This is a genomic window from Lawsonibacter sp. JLR.KK007, assembly GCF_036941135.1.
Taxonomy (GTDB): domain Bacteria; phylum Bacillota; class Clostridia; order Oscillospirales; family Oscillospiraceae; genus Lawsonibacter.
The window spans coordinates 788562-808009 of the sequence record NZ_JAYWSY010000001.1 but is presented as its reverse complement, the minus strand read 5'-3'; the positions used below and the strand labels follow the sequence as shown (position 1 = coordinate 808009).

The window sequence follows — 19448 nt, the reverse complement described above, 5'->3', positions numbered from 1 at the left end:
CTATGAAAATTTTGACCGTGCAGAATTTGTGTAAGACCTATGGCAAGGGCGAGACAAAGGTCGACGCTTTGAAAAACGTGTCCTTCTCCCTGGAAAAGGGCGAATTTGCCGCAGTGGTCGGCGAATCCGGCTCCGGCAAGAGCACCCTGCTCAACTGCATCGGCGCTCTGGACACCCCCACCTCCGGCGAAGTCCGGATGGACGGACAGGACCTGTTCTCCATGGGTGAAGAAAAGCGTACCATCTTCCGGCGGCGGAATATCGGCTTCATTTTCCAGTCCTTTCAGCTTGTCTCCGAGCTGAATGTGGAGCAGAACATCATCTTTCCCCTGCTCTTGGACTATAAGAAACCGAATCCCGCCGCTGTCCAGGAGATTCTGGAGCTGCTGGGCCTGACCTCCCGCCGGAATCACCTGCCCAACCAGCTCTCCGGCGGCCAGCAGCAGCGGGTGGCCATCGGCCGGGCGCTGATTACAAAGCCCAAATTGATCCTGGCCGACGAGCCTACAGGAAATCTGGACAGCAAGAACAGCCGCGATGTCATGGAGCTGCTGACCCAGGCGTCCCGGCACTATCAGCAGACCATTCTGATGATTACCCACAACCGAAACCTGACCGCTTCCGTGGATCGCGTTTTCCAGGTGGCGGACGGCGTGCTGACGGACTTGGGAGGGGAAGCGGATGAAACACTTTCTTGACCTGATCCCCATCTCAGCGAAGGTACACCGGAAACAGAACCGGATGTCCATCCTCTGCATTATCCTGTCCGTATTCCTGGTAACCACCATTTTCGGTATGGCGGACATGTTTATCCGCAGCCAGATCTTACAGGCCCAGCGGGACGATGGCAGCTGGCATATCGGCCTGAGAAACATCAGCGCTGAGAATGGGGCGCTGATGGCGGCCCGGCCCGACATTGCGGTAATTTCCCCCTATGGTACTTTGAATTTTGGCGCCAATCTGGGCTATACCATGGGAGGAAAGGAGGCGGTGATCTTCGGCAGCGAGGAAGCCCTTGTCACAAAAATTTTTCCTGATATGCTGACGGAGGGCGCTTACCCACAGGCAGAGGGCGGCGCGCTGGTCACAGAAAACGCCAGGGAGATGATGGGCCTCCACATTGGGGACGAGGTAACATTGAGCACCCCGGATGGGACTTCACTCCACTATCCGATCACTGGATTTGTAGGGAACTCCTCCGGCTTGATGCGCAGCGACGCTTATGGGCTTTTCTTGTGTATGGAAGATTATTGTGCGGTCTACCCCGGCGTCACAGAGGGGGAACCCTCCGATTTTGACATCACGTTCTATGTCCAATTCTCCCATACCCGGGATATCCAGGGAAACATCAAAAATCTCAAGTCGGCCTTCCAGCTGTCAGACGGCCAGGTATCCGAAAACACAAAGCTGCTGGGCCTGCTGGGGCAGAGCAGGGACAGCTTTATGATGTTCATCTACGCGGCGGCAGGGATTCTCTTCGTTCTGGTCATGTCAGCAGGGATTCTGATGATCGCCAGCAGCCTGAACAGCAATGTTGCACAGCGCATGGAATTTTTCGGCCTGATGCGCTGCATTGGGTCAACGCCCAGACAGGTCATGCAGATGGTGCGCAGGGAAGCGCTCGGCTGGTGCCGCCTTGCGATCCCCGCCGGTGTGGCCTTGGGGGTCGTGGTGATATGGGTCCTGTGCGCCATCCTTCGATACCTCAGCCCGGGCTACTTTGCAGAAATGCCCGCCTTCGGCCTGAGCCTGCCCAGCGTGGCCGCCGGCGTCCTGGTGGGACTGCTGACCGTGATGCTCGCGGCCCGCTCCCCGGCAAAACGCGCCGCGAAGGTCTCGCCGCTGGCAGCCGTGTCCGGAAGCGCCGGGGATACGCGTCCTGTCCGCTCTGCTGCCAACACCAGACTGACACGGGTCGATACCGCCTTGGGCCTCCACCACGCCGTCTCCAGCCGGAAAAACTACCTGCTCATGACCGGCTCCTTCGCCTTGAGCATTGTTCTTTTCCTCTCCTTCTCCGTAACCGTTGACTTCATGCGCCACGCCCTGACACCCCTGCAGCCCTGGACCCCGGACCTCTCCATTGTCAGCCCGGACCAGACCTGTTCCGTGGACCGTTCTCTGCTGGAGCGGCTGCATGAAATGCCGGCAGTGAAAGCCGTCTACGGGCGGATGTTTGCCTACGGACTTCCAACGGCAGGCAGCGGCACGGTATCCTCTCTTGATCTGATTTCCTATGAGTCAAAACAGTTCGGCTGGGCCAGGGGCTACCTTCTGGATGGCTCCATTGAGGAGGTCCAAACGGAGCCCGGCACAGGGCTGGTGGTGAAAGAGACCGCCAGCACAGCGCAGGTTGGCGATATCATCACCGTACAGGCAGGCGGACGGGCGCAGGAACTAAAAATCGCAGGGCTCCTATCCGATTGCCCCTTCAGCAACGCCGCTGGTACAGGAATCGTTATCTGCTCCGAAGATACGTTCCGGCAAATGACGGGCCTGTCCAACTACACGGTACTTGATATCCAACTGAACAGCGGAACCTCAGACAGTGAGGTAAATGCGATCCATCGGATCGTGGGAACCCAGTACACCTTCTCAGATGAACGGCTTGGAAACAGCAGCACGCGGGGCATCTATTACTGCTTTAATCTTTTTGTCTATGGTTTTCTGGTCCTGATTGCCCTGATTACGATTTTCAACGTGGTCAACAGCATTGCCATGAGTGTCGCTTCCAGAACAAAGCAATATGGTGCGTTCCGGGCCATCGGACTGAGCACCCGGCAGTTGTCCAAAATGGTAGTTGCAGAGGCGGGGGCCTACGCCTTATCAGGCAGCGTGGCCGGCACTGTACTGGGCTTGCTCGCCAACAGGCTCCTGTTCGCCATGCTGATTGGGCAAAAGTGGGGCGAGCCGTGGGGCATTCCCTGGTCTGAGTTAGGGATCATCCTCCTGATCCTCCTCTTTTCCGTAGCATTGGCAGTATATGGGCCCATAAAACGGATCCACAGCATGACCATTGTTGATACCATTTGCGCACAGTGATATAACAGGAGGCAGATAATTCCAAGCCGATTATCTGCCTCTTCAATATGAAAAGCGTCTGCCATCTCATATTCTATCGGCAGAGAGTCGGGCACCCCGGCCACCCACTCCATCAGCATGGACTGGGGCATCTGACAGGCCTGGTCCAGGGAGATGCCCCGGAGCCTGGGCGGCCTGGGTCATCCGCCTTCTCGTGTAGGTGGACAGGGCCTCCAGATAGCGCCGGGACCCCTCGGCATACAGAACACCCAGCGCCAGGGAGGACTTCCCGGAACCGGACACGCCGGCAATGGCGACAATCTGATTGAGGGGAACATCCACGTCGATATTTTTCAGGTTGTGGACCCGCGCCCCGCGTACTTTTATGATTTCTGGCATTGCCGTCTCTTCCTTGGTATCCTGGTGCATCTGCTGTTCCTTCACATATAGCCTTCCGCAGTCCGAAACACTGTCAGTATAATACCTGTCCTGGCACTATCGCAAGACCATATCGCAAACTTAACCAACAGGACTGTCGCGGAATTAAAGCTCGGCGCCGGCGGTCAGCAGCGAGAAAGCACGCTCAGACAGTGAAGCTGAAAGACAACTTCAAGAATAAAACCAAAAAACTCTTGACCTTCCACAAACCGGAAGGTGTACGATGCACATATGGAGGTAACCTATTATGAATAAGAACCGCTGAAATAGGATCGCCGGCCGCAGGGCCTCATCATCCTCGCCTTAGCCGTTGTTATTTTGGTCGTCACCTTTGTTTTCCATCTCTGACCCTACACAATACTTCAGCCGAAAGGAGACTATCATGCTTTACATCGAACACTATTCCAAAACGTACCCAGGCGGTAAAAAAGCGGTGGACGATCTTACCCTTCATGTCCAACCTGGGGAAATTTACGGCTTCATTGGCCACAACGGAGCTGGCAAGACCACCACCCTGCGGGCCGTGGCGGGGGTGATGGACTTCACCGAAGGGACCATTACCATCGACGGCCACGATATCAAGCGGGAACCGGTGGCGGCCAAGCAGGTCACCGCTTTCCTGCCCGACAACCCGGACCTTTACGAGTTTATGAAGGGCATTGACTACCTCAACTTCATCGCCGACCTGTACGGCATCCCAGCAGACCAGCGGACCGCCGACATCGGCAAGTACGCTGATGCCTTTGAGCTGACAGGGAATCTAGGCTCTCCCATCGGCAGCTACTCCCACGGAATGCGGCAGAAGCTGGCCCTGATCTCAGCCTTCATCCGCCGGCCCAGGCTGCTGATTCTGGACGAACCCTTTGTAGGCCTGGACCCCGCCGCCGCCCATCTGATGAAAGGCTATCTGGCGGAGCTGTGTCAGGGAGGCTCGGCGGTGTTTTTCTCCACCCATGTGCTGGAGGTGGCGGAGAAGCTGTGCCACAAAATCGCCATCATCAAACACGGGCAGCTGGTAAAATCCGGTCCTACGGCGGAGCTGGTGGGCGATTCCTCCCTGGAGGACGTGTTCCTGGAGCTGGAGGGGGAGAAATGAAGAAGTTTCTCGTTTTGCTGAAGGTGAGCATCCAGTCTATGCTGCTCTCCTCCACCAATTCCCGGGGCCGCAGCCGGAAAAAGGCGGCCACCGGCCTGGGCGCTGTCATGGTCATTGCCGGCCTGGGCCTCTACCTCTCCGGTTTTTACAGCTACATGCTGATGCAGGCGCTGGCCCCCTCGCATATGGAGCTATTGGTGTTCCTCTTTATGGGCATGGCCGCCCTGGTGGGCGGGCTGCTGTTTACCACCTTCGCCGTCAAGGGCGTGGTATTTGGCGGGAAGGACAACGATTTGCTGCTGAGTATGCCGGTATCCTCCACCCTGCTGATGGCCAGCCGGGTGACGGCCATCTACCTGGAAAACCTGCTGTTCTCTGCCTTTGTCCTGCTCCCTGCCGGGGTGGTCTGCACAATGCTGACCCAGAACGGCGTGGGGCACAGCCTTCTCTTTTGGGCGCGGCTTTTCATTTCGGCCCTGACTCTGCCCCTGCTGGATACGGCGCTGTCAGTCCTGCTGGGGGCGCTGGTGGCCTTTCTGTCCGCCAGGGTATCCAAGGGTGCGCTGGGACAGAACATCGTAACGGGCCTGTTTCTGGTTGTGGTGTTCTATTTTTCCTTTAACCTTAACCGAATGATTAGCGGCCTTGCCGCCAATGCCGCTGGTATAAAGGACTCCCTTAACTGGGCCGCGCCCCTGCTGTGGATGGGCGAGGGCATCCTGGGGGACTGGAGGCTGCTGCTGGCCTTCGCCGCCTGCTGTGTCATTCCCTTTGCCCTGGTGGTGTTCGGCTTAGGCCGGGTCTACCGGCAGGCAGTCACAGCCTTCGCCGCCCGATCTGCCCAGAGCAACTATAAGCTCTCCGCCCAATCCGCCTCCAGTCAGAAGAAGGCCCTTTTGCGGAAGGAGGCCCAGCGGTTTTTTGGCACGCCCATGTACTTCTGGAATGCCGGCCTGGGCCTGATTATGCTGCTGGCCGCCGGAGCGGCCTCCCTGGTGATGCGGGAGAAGCTGCTTGCCTTTGTTGGTACGGAAGATTTCCCCCTGCTGCCTATGGCTGCGGCTGTGATCTGCTTCTGCCTGTGTACCTGCCTCATCACCGCCCCTTCCGTCAGCCTGGAGGGAAAGTACCTCTGGATCCTGCGGGAAGCTCCCATGTTGGGCAGTACGCTGCTGTGGGTCAAGGTAGGGTTCCAGCTGCTGCTCACCCTCCCCTGTACTGTAATTGCCGGGGCGTGCATCTCCGTTGCGCTGGGATTCCAGCTGTGGCAGGGCGCCGCGCTTCTGATTGCCACGCTGCTCTTTGCGGTGGGCCACGCCATGTTTGGGATGCTGATGGGGCTGACCTTCCCCAAGCTGGACGCGGTCAACGAGACCGTGGTCATCAAGCAGTCCCTGGCTGCCACCCTGGCCATGTTCGTCCCTATGGCGGCGCTGGCCGCGGCGGGCGGGCTGTACTGGCTGGGCAGTCAGACGGCGGGCTGGGCTGCGTTGGCCCTCCCGATCCTGCTGTTCGCCCTGCTGACGGCGGTGTGTGCCGCTGTCCTCTCCAAGCGCGGCCCGGTCATGCTCCAGGCGCTGTAAAAGCAAGCCCCGGCGTTCACAGAGCTGTCAGCCTCTCGGACGGTTCGGGCGACCTCCAAAGCATACCCCGCTTTTTGAAACGCAGATGAAGCGATCAGCCATAGTATAATTAGGGGGTACTCCGCAACCCCGTTCAAAAGGAAGTTGAGGGCAAAAGCGTGGAAAAGAGCCAAAAACAGGCTTTATAGCCTTATCGAAACAAGGAAATATGGGGAAAGCATGGTCCATTCCTGCCCGAATATAGAGGTGACAATTTGTCAACTGCAAGGGTTTTGAGATACTGTCTGCAAAAAACCTTGCACTTTAAACTCCCATTTTTGCCTCCTAACCCTTGCAGGGCAATGGCTTTGAGGTTGCGGAGTACCCCCTAATTTATAGACTCAGGCGTATGTATGACTGGCGTAAAATGCCTCCGCACTTTGAAGATAGTATCCACCATCTGTTTGGGCCAGCAAAAAGATATTTGCTTCCAGCGATCTCGCCAGTGTATAGCTTATGGGGACAAGCCCATTTTCGTCCATCTCCTCACCGCCAATAAATTCATCATACTCGCTTATGCCACATTGGCCAGACCATCTGATCGAAAAATCCGGATACAGAAACCACATATTGTCATCAATCCCCGGAAATTGTCCAAAATAAAATCTGCACCACTCTTCTAAGTCAGCTCTTTCCGATGATACTTCTCCACTTTCAAGCAAGCCTAACGCATTGGTAATGACATCCGCTCTGGTCTGCAGAATCTGATCTGGCACCGCATAGTCCAAAATGGTAAATTGGCGCTCATTGGAATCTTCACCCATGGAGTCCAGCATGGAGGATATCAAAATCTTTGCAGCCTCATCTGGAGTAACAGCCGCACCACTCTCACAGAAAAATACTGTTCCGCACGAGAGTGGACAGGTCAAATCAATATTCAATGCTGCGGCATCCATCCACTCTAAATCATTCTCATGCAGGTCATCCCATGCACGCCAGCTAGCTTCGTCGGCACCGAAGTTCCGAATTATTGTCTCTGGTGTCGTTTCATCCGAAGGCTCGGAAACCTTCCCTTGGCAGCCGGCCAATGCAGTCGTCAAAATTATAACCGCAACCAGAAATAGGAATCGTCTTCTCATATTCACTTACCTCACCGTTAAGTTTTATCTGCCGCAGCGCCTGCGTAAGACGCAGTATCTGCTGTATCCTCCAATCCACTGCCATCATCTTCGGGAAGATCGACCAGGAACTGCTGAGCGACTTGCTGGTTGGTGCCCGCATTAGGATCATCCTCCGGGGCAATGTCCGGTATGCTATCGGCATTCTCCGGCACACCCTTGGAAGTTTCGTTCCGTTGCTTAGCACCGCCGCTGGCTGTATCGGAACTACCAGCATCATTTTTCTCGTTTCCCTTGGGAAGGTTGGCCTGGCCCTCTTCAGCACTCTGCTGGCTGGACTTTGCGCTCGGGTCATCCTCGGGAGCAAGGTCCGGCCCTGACCGGTAGTCGTTCTCGGGGTTGCCATTCATGTTAGATTCGCCAACCTGTTGGCTGGAGCTTCCGTCCGCCTCGTCGCCCTTGGGAATGTCCTGGCCGCAGGCGGCCAGAGAGAGCAGCATTACAGCCGCAAGACAAAAAGCAAAGATTTTTTTCATAATAGATTACCTCGTATAATAAGATTTGCAGATGAATTTAAAGTGAATCTGCATGGTTCACTCCAATTGGCCAACAGGCTATGAGATGCCCGTGATACAATAGCTGTAGGACAGCAGGGTCAAGTTCTCAATTACCTTGTCGAGCTGAAAGGCTGCTTCAGATGGAGTCCGTTCCCCTGAACCGGAAGTTAGCTGCAAACTCATTAGCTGTTTACCGGGAGCAGGGCCGCCCTTCCAGCAGTGAGGGCTATCGCATTGGCCCGCCCCGGAATGATTCTGATAAGCGAGGTTGCGGATGCTCCGGATATCATGGGTATCTCAAAGCCTGCTGGCCTGAAATCTCCACGCGGGGAAGTGAAAATCATGAACCCACTTTTTGTAGGCATTGACGTGAGCAGTAAGAACAATGTGACCTACCTGATGAAGCCTGACGGCAGCAAGCACAGCAGTTTTTCCGTGCAAAACAACCTGGGCGGTGCTAAACTGATGTCAGAGAAGATCGTGTTAGCAATGGAGACTATGGGGCTCAACGATGTGGTGATCGGCCTGGAGGCCACATCCATCTACGGGGACAGCCTGGTCTACGCGCTCCGCGAGGACAGGCGGCTGGGCCGGTATCAGAGGAAACTCCATGTACTCAACCCCAAGCAGGTCAGGAAGTTCAAGGAATCCTACCCGGACCTGCCCAAGAACGATTGGGTAGACGCCTTTGTAATCGCCGACCATCTCCGTTTCGGCAGGATCGGCAAGGAGGTCTACATGGACGACTATCGCTATAAATCCCTGCAAACCCTCACCAGGGCCAGATTTGATGTCGTACAAAACCTGACACGGGAGAAGCAGCACTTCGCCAATTACCTGTTCCTAAAATGCTGCGGCATGGCCCAGGACAAGGATATCGCCAACTCCAGCGCCACCACCATCGCCTTGATGGAGCGGTTTGAAACGGTGGACGAGCTGGCCTACGCCGACCTGGACGAACTCACCAAATTCATTGATGAAACCGGGCGTAACTTCGCGGACCCGGCGGCCAAGGCCAAAGCAATCCAGACCGCCGCCAGAAACTCCTACCGTCTGCCCATCACTGTGAATAACTCAGTCAATCAGGCGATGGCCGTTTCTATCGCCACCATGCGGGCTTTGGGGAAGCAGATCAAGGTCTTGGACAAGGCCATTGAGCAGCAGTTTCAGATCATCCCCAACACGCTTACCTCCATCCCCGGTATCGGCAAGGTCTACTCCGCTGGTATCATTGCCGAGATCGGCGATGTCCACCGCTTCAACTCCCAAGCATCCGTTGCCAAGTATGCCGGTCTTGTCTGGACGCAGCACCAGTCCGGCGACTTTGAGGCTCAGCATACCAAGCTCATTAAGTCCGGTAACCGCTATCTACGTTATTACCTGCTGGAAGCCGCCAACTCCGTGAGAAGATGCGACTCCGAGTTCCGGCGCTACTATGACCTTAAATTCAAAGAGGTCAATCAGTTCCAGCATAAACGCGCCCTCGCTTTAACTGCCAGAAAGCTGGTTCGGTTGGTCTATCGGCTGCTGATGGACAACCGCCTGTATATCCCGCCGGAGAGTTAGGCCGATGCCTGCCGCTCTGACGTAATAGGCCCTGTTTCAAAAATTTGCAGGGACAGGGCTTGGGTTGGTGTTGCCTTTTTACCGCCAACATAGCCTTTTGTCCCCTATTTCCCTTGAAATTTTCTTGCATCACCTACTTGACTTCATACCATTAGACTCCTGTCAGTCAGTTATTCAGTTGATGATTGTAATGTCCGCCGTACCGGTGATGATAGATGCGATGGTCTTGACTACGTCCGCCCGCTCGATCTGCTGGGCTGTCAGTTGGAAGTGCAGCCCACCCGACTCCCACTCAGCATTGATCACTTCCACCGTTCCAGCCGGCTCGCACGGACGGATACTCACACCCAAAGTGACCGCTATGCCGTCAATATCCGTAGCCTGGCGCTCCTGCTCAGGCAGAACGTAGTCCCAGTGAGGCAGTATGCCAAGCCGGGAAACTGACAGGCTTAGCCCCTTAGCGGCGTTGGTGTCCTTGTACAATTCCGGCAAGTTATCGTCCTGGAACCCAGAATAGAAATCAAGAACAGCCATGTCACTGACAATCGCGCCGTCCGCCGCTATGACCTGCTCTGCCCTGCCGTTCTGTTTCGATGGGGTCAGTCCATCCGGAAGCCAGAGCGGGGTGAGGTCCCGCTGATAATAGTCCGTAAGGGCCTGTCCGGTCAACGAGGTAATGGTGTAGACCTCTGGGTCATACCAAATATCTTCCTGTGAACCTATGGCATCGTTGAAGTAAACCTGCTTCATGTCTACGGTCACTTCCTCAGAGACGAACTCAGGCGGCTGGCTGATGTCAGGGAGCGCGACAACCGGTCCGGGCGGCGTGGGACCAACGGGGCTGCGCGTATAGAACACCGTAGTGGCAACAATCAACACCGCAAAGCAGGCCGCCATAGCGCCATAGCGCCTTAACACCGTACCAAAGGGCTTCCTCAGTGTCTTTTCCTCCGCCGCCTGGATGTACGCCTCGTCCACATGCCCTAAACCCATCAGCAGGTCTTTCCCGTTCATAGATGGATTCCCTCCTTCTCCAAGAAATTTCTCAGATTGGTCCGGGTACGCAGCAGGGTGGTCTTCACCTTGCTCTCCCCGATACCATATCGTTTGGCAATATCTTTCACGGAGTCCTCAAACCAGTACCGGCGCAGGAAAATCAACCGCTTCTCCTCAGTCAATGTCCCAAGGAATATGTTCAGCAGTTCCCCCAGCTCCCGGTTGTCAAAGGCGGCCTGGGCGGCTGCGTCCGGGATGCAGGTCTCCAACTCAGCGGTCAATTCCACAACCTCCGCCTGACGCTTTTGAGCTGTTTTCCAATCCAGCTTTCCATAGGCGGCAAACCGGCAGATCTTCGCAAGGAACGCAAAGAAATGTATGGGCCGCTGGGGTGGGATGGAGTTCCAAGCCGACAGATAGGTGTCGTTGACGCTCTCCTCCGCATCCTCATGGCTATATAGGGGGTACTCCGCAACCCCGTTCAAAAGGAAGTTGAGGGCAAAAGCGTGGAAAAGAGCCAAAAACAGGTTTTATAGCCTTATCGAAACAAGGAAATATGGGGAAAGCATGGTCCATTCCTGCCCGCATATAGAGGTGACTATAAGTCAAGTGCAAGGGTTTTGATATACTTTCTGCAAAAAACCTTGCACTTTAAACTCCCATTTTTGCCTCCTAACCCTTGCAGGGCAATGGCTTTGAGGTTGCGGAGTACCCCCTATATAAAATTTTCACAGCCAGCCGCTGGAGCCTGCCGCCATATTTTGTACTGGTTTCCTCAATGGCCGCCTGGTCGCGCGCCCAGAACAGGTCCATGATTTTGTCGTCTTCCACGGTCATGTCCTCCGTTTCGTGTTGAGGGCCTCTCACCCTTATAGTGGGATTTGGGATGGAGCAGGTTACACCTGCTGAACATATTGTTCCTGTTATTTCTCCCCGCCTTGTGGGCGAATGTCCTGTATGATATAATAGCTTGTATTTCTTTAGAATATTGAGGGATATGTAATGAGATTAGAAACATTTTTGTACTGCCCAATTTCGTATCCACTGCTGGGCTGGTGGGCTTTTTAGCAGGTTAGGAAATGGAAAAAGAAATGGAACACAGCGATACCTCCAAGATACCGCCATGTTCCTAAAAGAAGCAAAAGGGATGGCTGAGATAGAAAAAGCAAAACAAATCTATTCTTTGAGCGGCAATCATTTCATGGTGGAGCAAATAGAAATTGGACTTGATGCTATAAAGTCGCTCAATGCGAAATAAAATACTACTTTTCAACAGATAATCCAATCACCTCTTGTTCCGAATCTCCCACTTTGCGCTATGGCCAAGAAACGGCAGCACAATAACCAGCTCTATATCCTCTTTCAGCAGAGTGTAATCGCCTCCCCGCATTTGCCATCAACATTCAAATTCGGCGTTATGGTCATCATTCGGGTTTGCCCTCCCAACGCTTAAAGACGACGATTTCAGCATCAGAGCCATAGCCGCTGTACTCAGATACCATAAGGTATTGTTCGTCAGCGACGATCCCATAGCACCTGTCGCTGTCCTGTTTAGGAAGTTGATACCCCAGATAAATCTTGTCATCATCCCAAAATTTCATGATTTCACCGCTTGGCAGTGTGTACGCAATGTTGATTACAGAACCTTTCAAAGCGTAGAGTTCCGTCACTGGCGGCATATCTTGAATGCCAAGCCCGTTGAACGCTGCAATCAGCTTGTCCTTCAGCTCCTGAAATACGTTTTCACCCTTCCGGCAGCACCCCGCCACAAGACACGGTTTTCCAAAAGGAGCGCCGTCCGTTTCCGTACAGCCTGCACAGGTCTTGGTAAACTCACACTTCGCGCAATCGGCTCCACAAATAGATCCCACGATTTTTTCCTCCATAGTTTGATGTATTTTCGCTGGGTGTTTATATGATAAAAACTTTGCCGCTGGAAGTCAAGGTTTTACTGCTTCATGGAAATAAACTCCATAACCGGTCCTTTCCGTTGGCTTGGATCAAAACATCCTTTCCCACGTTTGCGTGAAACTCCATCAGGACGCCCCCTCTAAATATTCCTCCAGGCAGACGCCCAGGGAATGGATCTGCTCCGCATCCTCGCGCCCCACATAGCGGTAATGCCAGGGCTCATAGATAATACCGGTGATCTCGCTTTTGTCATTGGGGTAGCGGAGGATGAATCCATATTCCCAGCAATGCTCCATCAGCCACTTCTGCACAGCCGTGCTCTCCTGGGATTCATCCAGGTGCTGGTTATTGATGTCTACAATATCCACCGCCAGTCCCAGCTGATGCTCGCTGGTGCCGGGGACGGCCACAGACTTTCCCGCTTCCACTGCGGCGTCAGCTTCAGAGTACCCCTGGGCTATCAAGCGGCTGACTTTGTTCTGGAACAACTTCTCCTGGTATTCCTGTGTACGGTAGGCGGAGCAGATCACTGGGGACAGGCCATCCGCCCGGCAGGCATCCATCATCGCCTGCAAGTCCGGATAGCACCGGCTATCCACGGAAAGCCCATTCTGCAATTCCGTCAGCGAAAGGGTATCGTCTGCCGGCAGCGAGTTCCAGGGATTCACCAAAATCAGATTCCAACTGTCCTTGTCCGGAGCGGATGCTCTGGGGCTGCCAGAAGCCGCTGGCGGTACAGACCCAGGCTGCTGTTGATCATCGGTTATCGGCTCAGGCACCAGCAGCGAGAAGTCCGGCTCGGTCTGGGGCAGGACGTTGGCGCGATAAGAGGTGTTCTCTGCCGCCAGCGTCTTGTCTCCCTGAGCGGAAGCATCCGGTTTGAATCCCACAATACAGACCGCGAACAAAAGGCACAGCGCTGCGGCGGGGAGGAAACACCTCCTCAGCAATGCGTTTTGTCTGCGTCTGCGCCTGCGAACACGCTTGCCGCCAGGCCGCCGTACCATCAATTCTCTTTGGTTCATGATAAAGCACCTTCTTTGTTTGAGATGCCTCCATCATAGCGGGCAGGTTGAAAGAACCGTTAACATTCCGGCAACGAAACTGCATCATTTTTAATTAAATGTTGTTACGCCGTCAAGCATCCTAAGTTCCAACTCACAAAGCGCAAGCCCGTCCTGCAAATCAGCCCCCAAAGAAAACTGGAACACCACGCCTTCCGAGTCCAGTTCCTGTGAATCCTCCTTCACACTGATAATCTCCATCCCATAGTAATCCTGAAGGAATGCGTTCCAGTTTGCAAACAGAGCATGGGCGGCCTCTGTGTCCCTGGGCGTAGGGCTGCTCACCACAAGCTCCACCGCCTTACTGGTCGCATCGTCTATCAGGCACAGATATAAATCCCGCCTATCGCCGCTCCAATAGCAGTTCCAAACCAGTGCGGAGCTGCCGTCCTCCCCAATGAGAAGAATCGGCTCCGCCCAACTCTCCTTGTCTCGAATCCTTTCTATCGTACCCGAAGCCAGCAGACCGTAGGCTTCCAGCTCCACTGCCGCTGCCATAGCGGCCTCGACCGCCTCCTGTGCGGTGAGTTTTGTTTCCTCCTCCCAGGGGATACTATTACAGTTTCCGGAACTCAGGCGCAGAACCGGACCGACTCCGACCTCCTGCTGCAGTTTCAAATTGACGGTGCTCAGGGGAAACTCTTCCTGAAGGCCACTGATTCGATTGTCCTGTACCCAGGAAACAGCAAAGGGCATCGCCGCACCGGCGGCGATTAACAGGAAGGTGAGCAGCGGAAGGATATACTGCTTGACCCATTTCATCGCCGGCCTCCTCTCAGCTCCACCGTGACACAAGCGCCGCCTTCCGGCCGGTTCTCAAACCAGATTCTTCCATTGTGGAGGGCGGCGATCTCCCGGCACAAGGACAGTCCCAGGCCAAACCCGCCCTGTGCCCGGGACCGGGCCTTGTCCACCCGGTAGAATGCCTCTGTCAAATGCTTCAGCGCCTGGGGCGGGATGCCACGGCCATCGTCCAACACACAGATTTGGCACCCATCCTCCAGCATCTCCTGGCGAAACTGGATTTCCCCGCCGTGCTCCATCGCCTTTTGCGCGTTGTCCGCCAGATTCAGGAGCAGGGACCAGACCAGGTCCGCATCCATCAGGCAGACCCCCGCCTTGCATACGCAGGACAGACGAATCCCTTTGGCGGCGTACAGCGGCCGCAGTCTCTCCACCAGCGCCTCAACCAGTTCCGCCGGAGAGACTTTGGCGAAGGGCAGGTCATGCCGTTTCAGGACCAGGAGCTCCAACAGCTTGTGTGACAGGCTCTCCAGCCGTTTTCCCTCCGAATAGAGATAGTCTGCGGCTTCTGCCTGTTCTTCCGGCGTTAAGCTTCCACTGCGCAGCAGCTCCGCGTAGCCGATCAGGGAGGTCATAGGCGTTTTCATCTCATGGGCGAAGCTGCCGGTGAACTGCTCCTGCCGCTCCATCGCCTGGTGCAGCTCCTCCACAGCCCGGTTCAGCTCGGAGACGGTCTGCTCCATCTTTTCCGCCATGGTGTTGAAGTCCGTGGATACGGCTCCGATTTCGTCATTGGAGCGGACCCGCACCCGGCTGGAGAAGTTGCCTGCCGCAATGGCCCGGGATGCCCGGGACAATCCGCCCAGCGGAGCGGTCAGCAGCCGGGACACCGTGTAGGACAGCGCCGCGCACAGCAGACACATCAGCAGAAACACCTGGATATAGGTACGCTGTTGGGCCTGCCGGGCTGTGTATAGGGCAGAGACATCATGGCTGGTCGTGAGATAGAGGACATCTCCATTGGTCTCGACTGCCCCGGAAAAGGTCAGAAAGCGCGCCCCGGCCCCGTTGTCCAGCATACGGAACAGGCAGACGCCAGGCGCCGGAGCCTCAATAGCCCAGGCGTTCTGGATAAACGGTGACCGCGTTCCTCTGCTTTCATACAACACTTCCTCTCCGGTAGACAGCCGCAGGTCCGACCAGGAGGCGCTGTTCTGCTGGTATAACTGCTCCATCGTCTTGACGATAGCGTCCCTGTCCAGGTAGGTATCCATGCTGTTGACGATCTGCAGGGTGCCCCAGGCCATGCGGTAGTCCCCCAGCGCCGCCGTCTTTTCCCGCTCCAGAGAGTCCTCAAAGGATTCGGAGATCAGCAGACTGCCACCCGCTCCGAACAGGACGGCCAGCGCCGCCAGCATACACAGGGTCATCTTCAAATGGAACTTCACGGCTCCACCTCCAGCCGGTAGCCGATCTTGTTTACCGCGCGAAGACAGGTCTCCCATCCGGTCTTTTTGCGCAGCCGCTGGATATGGATGTCTACCGCCTTGCTGCCAAAGGGGTACGGCTCGCCCCATACCCGCTCATAGATGGTCTCCCGATATAGAGCCCGCCGGGGGTTCCGGGCAAACAGGAGCAGCAGCTCATACTCCGTTTTGGTCAGGCTGATCTCTGCCTCGTCCCGCCATACCTGCATGGATGCGGTGTCGATTTTCAGCCCGCCAATCTCCAGTACCATGTCCGTCTTCTGATACCGGCGCAGGACTACGTCGATGCGGGCCAGCAGCTCAATGACCTCAAAGGGCTTGACGATATAGTCCTCCGCCCCCAGCTTCAGGCCCTTTACCCGGTCTTTGACCGCCGACTTCGCCGTCAGAAAGATGACCGGAATCTCCAGCGGGCGGATGTACTCCATCAGCTCAAAGCCGTCAATCTCCGGGAGCATCACATCCAACAGGATCAGGTCATAGTGATGATCCACCAGCAGGTCCGCCGCAGCTGCGCCGTCAAAAGCGCAGGTGCAGTGGCAGCCCTCCTTGGTCAGGCTGAGACGGATCAGGTTAGAGATGGGCTTTTCGTCCTCTACAATTAAAACTTGGAGCAAGATAACCCCTCCTTGGTCAAATATGTGGAATGCTCATTAAAGCATAAGCAACATAACCGCTGCATTTCCCCTTTTATCTTATGTGGGATTTTATCGCTTGGAGGTTACATATCATGTCCAACTTACTTTTGAAGATTAGATTTTTCGAACGCAAAAAACGTACAGTGCAGGCCATACCACACAATGAACAGACAGTATGCCGGCATCTTTGATTGCTGCGCCTGTGTTTCCGGCGGACAGGGCCATAATGCCGTCGAAGGCGGGCTGGGATGGGACGAGATTGCAGAGGACCGCCGACAGCCCGCTGACCCCAATCAGAGCGCATAAAATGGGCACCGCGATAAATACCAGCATGATGATCTTGATATAGACCACACCGATCATCAAGCCCTCGGAGAGCTTGCCGGTAAACAGCCCAATCAGCGCCGCCACAAAGGACGACAGAAGGATCAGCGCCAGCATCAGCCCAAAATTCTGCCAGGACAGTTGAAAGCAAATACACGCCGTTACGACAGACGATAGACTTCCAAAGAGAAATCCCACCGCCACCTTCTGCAACATGTACTGGCTTGGCGTCATAGGCAGTATCTCATTGATAAACGCTACGCCGTCCTCTTTTTCGGAAATGATGTTCATGGCGTTGAACGTACAGCCCATAAACATAGCCACGATCAGCACGGCGGGGATGAAAATGTCTTGAAAGTTTTCCAAAATATCAGGCCGATCCAACACCTGGACTTCTGTTTGTTCAGCGTTTTCTTGCCGCTCATAGAGGGTGGGCAGGGTAGCCGCCGCCTGCCGGAAAATCTCCAGCTCGTCCCCGCTGATTGCGGTTTTGAGGCTGTCTCCGTCTGCTTTTACGCCAATCACATTGGTAGACGGTTCGTTGATGGCGGCGGTCAGTTCTTCCTGTGTCCCATAAGCTGTCACCGGCCCGTACCGCTCCAGCCATGTGATTGTCTGCGGGGGCAGGTCGTTTTCCAGTACGCCAAAGTGCAGTTCTCCCAGGCTGGACAAGTCAATGGAACCCATAAAATTCAATGCCACGGCGACCAGGATGGGCAGCAGGAAGGTCATCAGGCAGAATTTATCCCGCAGGACGCTTTTCAGTTGATATGTTAAGCCTTTCATCCCTCACCCCTCCTTTCCGATTTCCCGATGGAACGCAAGCTGCACCACCAGGAACAGCAGCGCAATCACACCGGCAGCGCCGGCATAATAGGCAGGGGAAATGTCTGTTCCGAAATAGGCATTTTTCAGGCCCATATAGACGTGATAGAACGGATGATAGCCGATCCAGTCAAGTTTGATGGAGGTGTTGGCCGACAGGAACACCGGGGTAGCAGCGAAAATGGCGATCACCAGGTAGGCCAGCGTAAACTGCCGGAAATCTTTCAGCAGCAGGGCGCAGAGCAGTCCCACCAAGGCCATCATCAGGGAAAGAATGGCCGTCTGGAGCAGGACCGCAGGCAGCACCGCCGCTCCATCGTTCAACCCTACGTTCAGCAGGGTGAGCAGCACCGCAAAGGCCAGATCAGAGAGCAGGAACACCGCCAGCTTGGACAGGAGAAACAAATCTTTTCGCACCGGGAGAATGGCGTGGACACGAATGACCCCCATGCCCTTTTCCTTGAACAGTACGGCGGCGATGCCCAAAAATCCCACAGCGGCCAGCTCAAAAAACAGCAGTTCACAGGTGATCTCTTTCCTCGCCTTTTGTTCCGGCGTGTTGGTACCAAGCACCTCCGGGGCAGGGCTGGCCGAGGGTTCCAGCAGGGACAGGGCATAGTCGGCCCGGTGGCGGTCAACGTGTTCCGCCCCCCTGTAAAGTACCACCCGCACCTCCTCGCCGCTGGCGTCCAGCCCCACGCCGTTGGCGTCGGAGAGCAGGGCGGTGTCCATAGCCTCCATGGACGGAACGGTCTGTACCAGAGAGGATTGTTCCGTCTGTGTCCCCGCCGGATCGTACAGGTACACATTGTAAGGCTCCATCTGCATGAAGCGGATATAGCCCAGATTCACATAGGCCGTATAGAGGACCAGAAAGCCAAATGCCATGAGGAAAAACTTCCCTGACGCCAGCATCCGGCAGTCCTTTTTGAACAGGGCGCAAAAGCCTTTTCCCATCAGGACAGCCCCCTCCCCGTGTACTGGATGAACATATCCTCCAAGGTCGGCTCCTGGGAGTGGATGCTGATAATCTCGTCATGGGCAAAAGGAATGCCCGCCTCCAGTTCCTGGGCCTCTATGGTTTTCGTTTCCCGTTGCCCCTGATACAGATAGTCGATCACGACCCGGTGATTGCTGTTTTTCTCTTTCAGACGCTTAGGCGTGTCCAGGGCCACCAGGTTCCCATTAGAGATGAATGCAACCCGGTCGCACAGCAGATCAGCATCCATCATGTTGTGGGTCGTCACAAAAACTGTTGTCCCTTTTTTGCGCTCCTGTTCGATAATCCTGCGAAACAGTACCGCGCCGGAGGGGTCAAGACCGCTGGTGGGTTCGTCCAGAAACAGCAGGCGGGGACTGCTTACCAGCGCCCGGGCCATACTCACCCGCTGGCGCATCCCCTTGGAGTAGGAGGACACCGGCTTTTTCAGAAAGTCCGGCTTAAATTCCAGCGCGTCCAGCAGCTCGCCTATGTCCCTCCTCTGTTCCTTGTGGTAAAAGGATGCAAAGTAGTTCAAGTTATCCACGGCACTCAGATTGGCGTACAGATAAGGAAACTCAAACAGCACGCCGATTTTCTGGAAAAATTCCTGCCCGTGAGCGGCGGAGATATCCTGCCCGAACAGCGAGACCTTGCCCCCGTGGCCCTTCAAAATTCCGGTGAGAATTTTTTGTGTTGTGGACTTCCCGGAGCCGTTTGGCCCCAGGAAGCCGAAAATCTCCCCGTCCTCCACGGTGAAGTCCAGGCCGTGGAGGGCCTGCTTGTCTTTGCCGTAGGAGAACGTCAGGTTTTTGACCTCGATCACTCGCCGTCACCCCACTTTCCCCGCCGACCCTTCTCCTGCCGGCGCTTGGTCCACCACTTCATGAACTTGATCTTGAAGGGGATGGAGATGATCAGCACCGCCCCAATCACCAGCCACCAGTACCACGCTAACCCAAAGAACATAAAAAACCTCCTTTCCTTATTTGCAGCCCCAATTTTTCTTCCTGTTCCCGCCCCCTCCGGGGACGGGAACACAGATTTGAATTGGAAGCTGTGTGATACGGAGAGATTAAATATGCGGTGTGAAGTTGGTGTGAGGCCGCTGTGAAATCCGTG

19 protein-coding genes and 1 pseudogene are annotated in these 19448 nt (G+C 55.3%); 5 read left to right on the top strand and 15 right to left on the bottom strand.

The annotated features are described in order from the left end of the window. Window positions 1-2 precede the first annotated feature (2 nt). Window positions 3-698 carry an ABC transporter ATP-binding protein gene (locus tag VV088_RS04585; protein WP_334599599.1) on the top strand — a complete coding sequence of 232 codons (696 nt, stop codon included), beginning with the start codon at window positions 3-5 and terminating at the stop codon, window positions 696-698. Beyond that, window positions 682-3042 (top strand): ABC transporter permease, encoded by a 2361-nt coding sequence (locus VV088_RS04580; RefSeq protein ID WP_334599598.1) that lies wholly within the window; start codon window positions 682-684, stop codon window positions 3040-3042. The genes VV088_RS04585 and VV088_RS04580 overlap by 17 nt, the downstream gene beginning before the upstream one ends. Window positions 3043-3204: 162 nt before the next feature. On the opposite strand, the pseudogene VV088_RS04575 reads toward VV088_RS04580, so the two are convergent. After that, window positions 3205-3420: pseudogene (locus tag VV088_RS04575) on the bottom strand (hypothetical protein); the annotation flags it as partial. 421 nt (window positions 3421-3841) lie between these two features. Here VV088_RS04575 and VV088_RS04570 point away from each other — a divergent pair. After that, on the top strand, window positions 3842-4555 hold the full coding sequence (locus VV088_RS04570; RefSeq protein WP_334599597.1) for an ABC transporter ATP-binding protein: 714 nt from the start codon (window positions 3842-3844) through the stop codon (window positions 4553-4555). Beyond that, complete coding sequence (locus VV088_RS04565) at window positions 4552-6138, top strand: hypothetical protein (RefSeq protein ID WP_334599596.1); 1587 nt, start codon at window positions 4552-4554, stop codon at window positions 6136-6138. The genes VV088_RS04570 and VV088_RS04565 overlap by 4 nt, the downstream gene beginning before the upstream one ends. A gap of 380 nt (window positions 6139-6518) precedes the next feature. Here VV088_RS04565 and VV088_RS04560 read toward each other — a convergent pair whose 3' ends face one another. Both VV088_RS04560 and VV088_RS04555 read right to left on the bottom strand, forming a co-directional pair. Beyond that, the gene (locus tag VV088_RS04560) at window positions 6519-7256 is read right to left on the bottom strand and encodes a hypothetical protein (protein WP_334599594.1); all 738 of its coding nucleotides are present in this window, start codon (window positions 7254-7256) and stop codon (window positions 6519-6521) included. Window positions 7257-7273: 17 nt separating this feature from the next. Beyond that, window positions 7274-7771 (bottom strand): LptM family lipoprotein, encoded by a 498-nt coding sequence (locus tag VV088_RS04555; RefSeq protein WP_334599593.1) that lies wholly within the window; start codon window positions 7769-7771, stop codon window positions 7274-7276. Between the two features lie 363 nt (window positions 7772-8134). Here VV088_RS04555 and VV088_RS04550 point away from each other — a divergent pair, with 363 nt between their 5' ends. Next, window positions 8135-9358, top strand: coding sequence for an IS110 family transposase (locus VV088_RS04550; protein ID WP_334599162.1), 1224 nt, complete (start codon window positions 8135-8137; stop codon window positions 9356-9358). A 174-nt stretch (window positions 9359-9532) separates the two neighbouring features. Here the strand turns inward: VV088_RS04550 and VV088_RS04545 are convergent, their stop codons facing one another. The 12 genes from VV088_RS04545 to VV088_RS04490 all read right to left on the bottom strand — a co-directional run bounded on the left by VV088_RS04545 (window position 9533) and on the right by VV088_RS04490 (window position 19295). Beyond that, complete coding sequence (locus tag VV088_RS04545) at window positions 9533-10351, bottom strand: hypothetical protein (RefSeq protein WP_334599592.1); 819 nt, start codon at window positions 10349-10351, stop codon at window positions 9533-9535. A gap of 17 nt (window positions 10352-10368) precedes the next feature. Next, window positions 10369-10875, bottom strand: coding sequence for an RNA polymerase sigma factor (locus VV088_RS04540; RefSeq protein WP_334599590.1), 507 nt, complete (start codon window positions 10873-10875; stop codon window positions 10369-10371). Window positions 10876-11026: 151 nt separating this feature from the next. Next, the gene (locus tag VV088_RS04535) at window positions 11027-11185 is read right to left on the bottom strand and encodes a hypothetical protein (protein ID WP_334599589.1); all 159 of its coding nucleotides are present in this window, start codon (window positions 11183-11185) and stop codon (window positions 11027-11029) included. Between the two features lie 593 nt (window positions 11186-11778). Further along, the gene (locus tag VV088_RS04530; protein ID WP_334599588.1) at window positions 11779-12225 is read right to left on the bottom strand and encodes a DUF3795 domain-containing protein; all 447 of its coding nucleotides are present in this window, start codon (window positions 12223-12225) and stop codon (window positions 11779-11781) included. A 165-nt stretch (window positions 12226-12390) separates the two neighbouring features. Then, window positions 12391-13290 (bottom strand): M15 family metallopeptidase, encoded by a 900-nt coding sequence (locus tag VV088_RS04525; RefSeq protein WP_334599587.1) that lies wholly within the window; start codon window positions 13288-13290, stop codon window positions 12391-12393. Between the two features lie 90 nt (window positions 13291-13380). After that, entirely contained in the window at window positions 13381-14091 is a 711-nt protein-coding gene (locus VV088_RS04520; RefSeq protein WP_334599585.1) for a hypothetical protein, read from the bottom strand. Next, complete coding sequence (locus VV088_RS04515) at window positions 14088-15521, bottom strand: sensor histidine kinase (protein WP_334599584.1); 1434 nt, start codon at window positions 15519-15521, stop codon at window positions 14088-14090. The genes VV088_RS04520 and VV088_RS04515 overlap by 4 nt, the downstream gene beginning before the upstream one ends. Next, window positions 15518-16177, bottom strand: coding sequence for a response regulator transcription factor (locus tag VV088_RS04510; RefSeq protein WP_334599583.1), 660 nt, complete (start codon window positions 16175-16177; stop codon window positions 15518-15520). Before VV088_RS04510 ends, VV088_RS04515 begins: the two co-directional genes overlap by 4 nt. Window positions 16178-16312: 135 nt before the next feature. Continuing rightward, on the bottom strand, window positions 16313-17308 hold the full coding sequence (locus VV088_RS04505) for an ABC transporter permease (protein WP_334599582.1): 996 nt from the start codon (window positions 17306-17308) through the stop codon (window positions 16313-16315). Window positions 17309-17311: 3 nt separating this feature from the next. After that, entirely contained in the window at window positions 17312-18304 is a 993-nt protein-coding gene (locus VV088_RS04500; RefSeq protein ID WP_334599581.1) for an ABC transporter permease, read from the bottom strand. Next, a complete protein-coding gene (locus tag VV088_RS04495; RefSeq protein WP_334599580.1) occupies window positions 18304-19152 on the bottom strand; it encodes an ABC transporter ATP-binding protein in 849 nt (282 codons plus the stop codon). Before VV088_RS04495 ends, VV088_RS04500 begins: the two co-directional genes overlap by 1 nt. Further along, complete coding sequence (locus tag VV088_RS04490; protein ID WP_334599579.1) at window positions 19149-19295, bottom strand: hypothetical protein; 147 nt, start codon at window positions 19293-19295, stop codon at window positions 19149-19151. Before VV088_RS04490 ends, VV088_RS04495 begins: the two co-directional genes overlap by 4 nt. Between the last annotated feature and the right edge of the window lie 153 nt (window positions 19296-19448).

Coding starts and splice junctions, on each gene's coding strand:
- VV088_RS04585 (WP_334599599.1), top strand. CDS start 3: ATGAAAATTTTGACCGTGCAGAATTTGTGTAAGACCTATGGCAAGGGC.
- VV088_RS04580 (WP_334599598.1), top strand. CDS start 682: ATGAAACACTTTCTTGACCTGATCCCCATCTCAGCGAAGGTACACCGG.
- VV088_RS04570 (WP_334599597.1), top strand. CDS start 3,842: ATGCTTTACATCGAACACTATTCCAAAACGTACCCAGGCGGTAAAAAA.
- VV088_RS04565 (WP_334599596.1), top strand. CDS start 4,552: ATGAAGAAGTTTCTCGTTTTGCTGAAGGTGAGCATCCAGTCTATGCTG.
- VV088_RS04560 (WP_334599594.1), bottom strand. CDS start 7,256: ATGAGAAGACGATTCCTATTTCTGGTTGCGGTTATAATTTTGACGACT.
- VV088_RS04555 (WP_334599593.1), bottom strand. CDS start 7,771: ATGAAAAAAATCTTTGCTTTTTGTCTTGCGGCTGTAATGCTGCTCTCT.
- VV088_RS04550 (WP_334599162.1), top strand. CDS start 8,135: ATGAACCCACTTTTTGTAGGCATTGACGTGAGCAGTAAGAACAATGTG.
- VV088_RS04545 (WP_334599592.1), bottom strand. CDS start 10,351: ATGGGTTTAGGGCATGTGGACGAGGCGTACATCCAGGCGGCGGAGGAA.
- VV088_RS04525 (WP_334599587.1), bottom strand. CDS start 13,290: ATGAACCAAAGAGAATTGATGGTACGGCGGCCTGGCGGCAAGCGTGTT.
- VV088_RS04520 (WP_334599585.1), bottom strand. CDS start 14,091: ATGAAATGGGTCAAGCAGTATATCCTTCCGCTGCTCACCTTCCTGTTA.
- VV088_RS04505 (WP_334599582.1), bottom strand. CDS start 17,308: ATGAAAGGCTTAACATATCAACTGAAAAGCGTCCTGCGGGATAAATTC.
- VV088_RS04500 (WP_334599581.1), bottom strand. CDS start 18,304: ATGGGAAAAGGCTTTTGCGCCCTGTTCAAAAAGGACTGCCGGATGCTG.
- VV088_RS04490 (WP_334599579.1), bottom strand. CDS start 19,295: ATGTTCTTTGGGTTAGCGTGGTACTGGTGGCTGGTGATTGGGGCGGTG.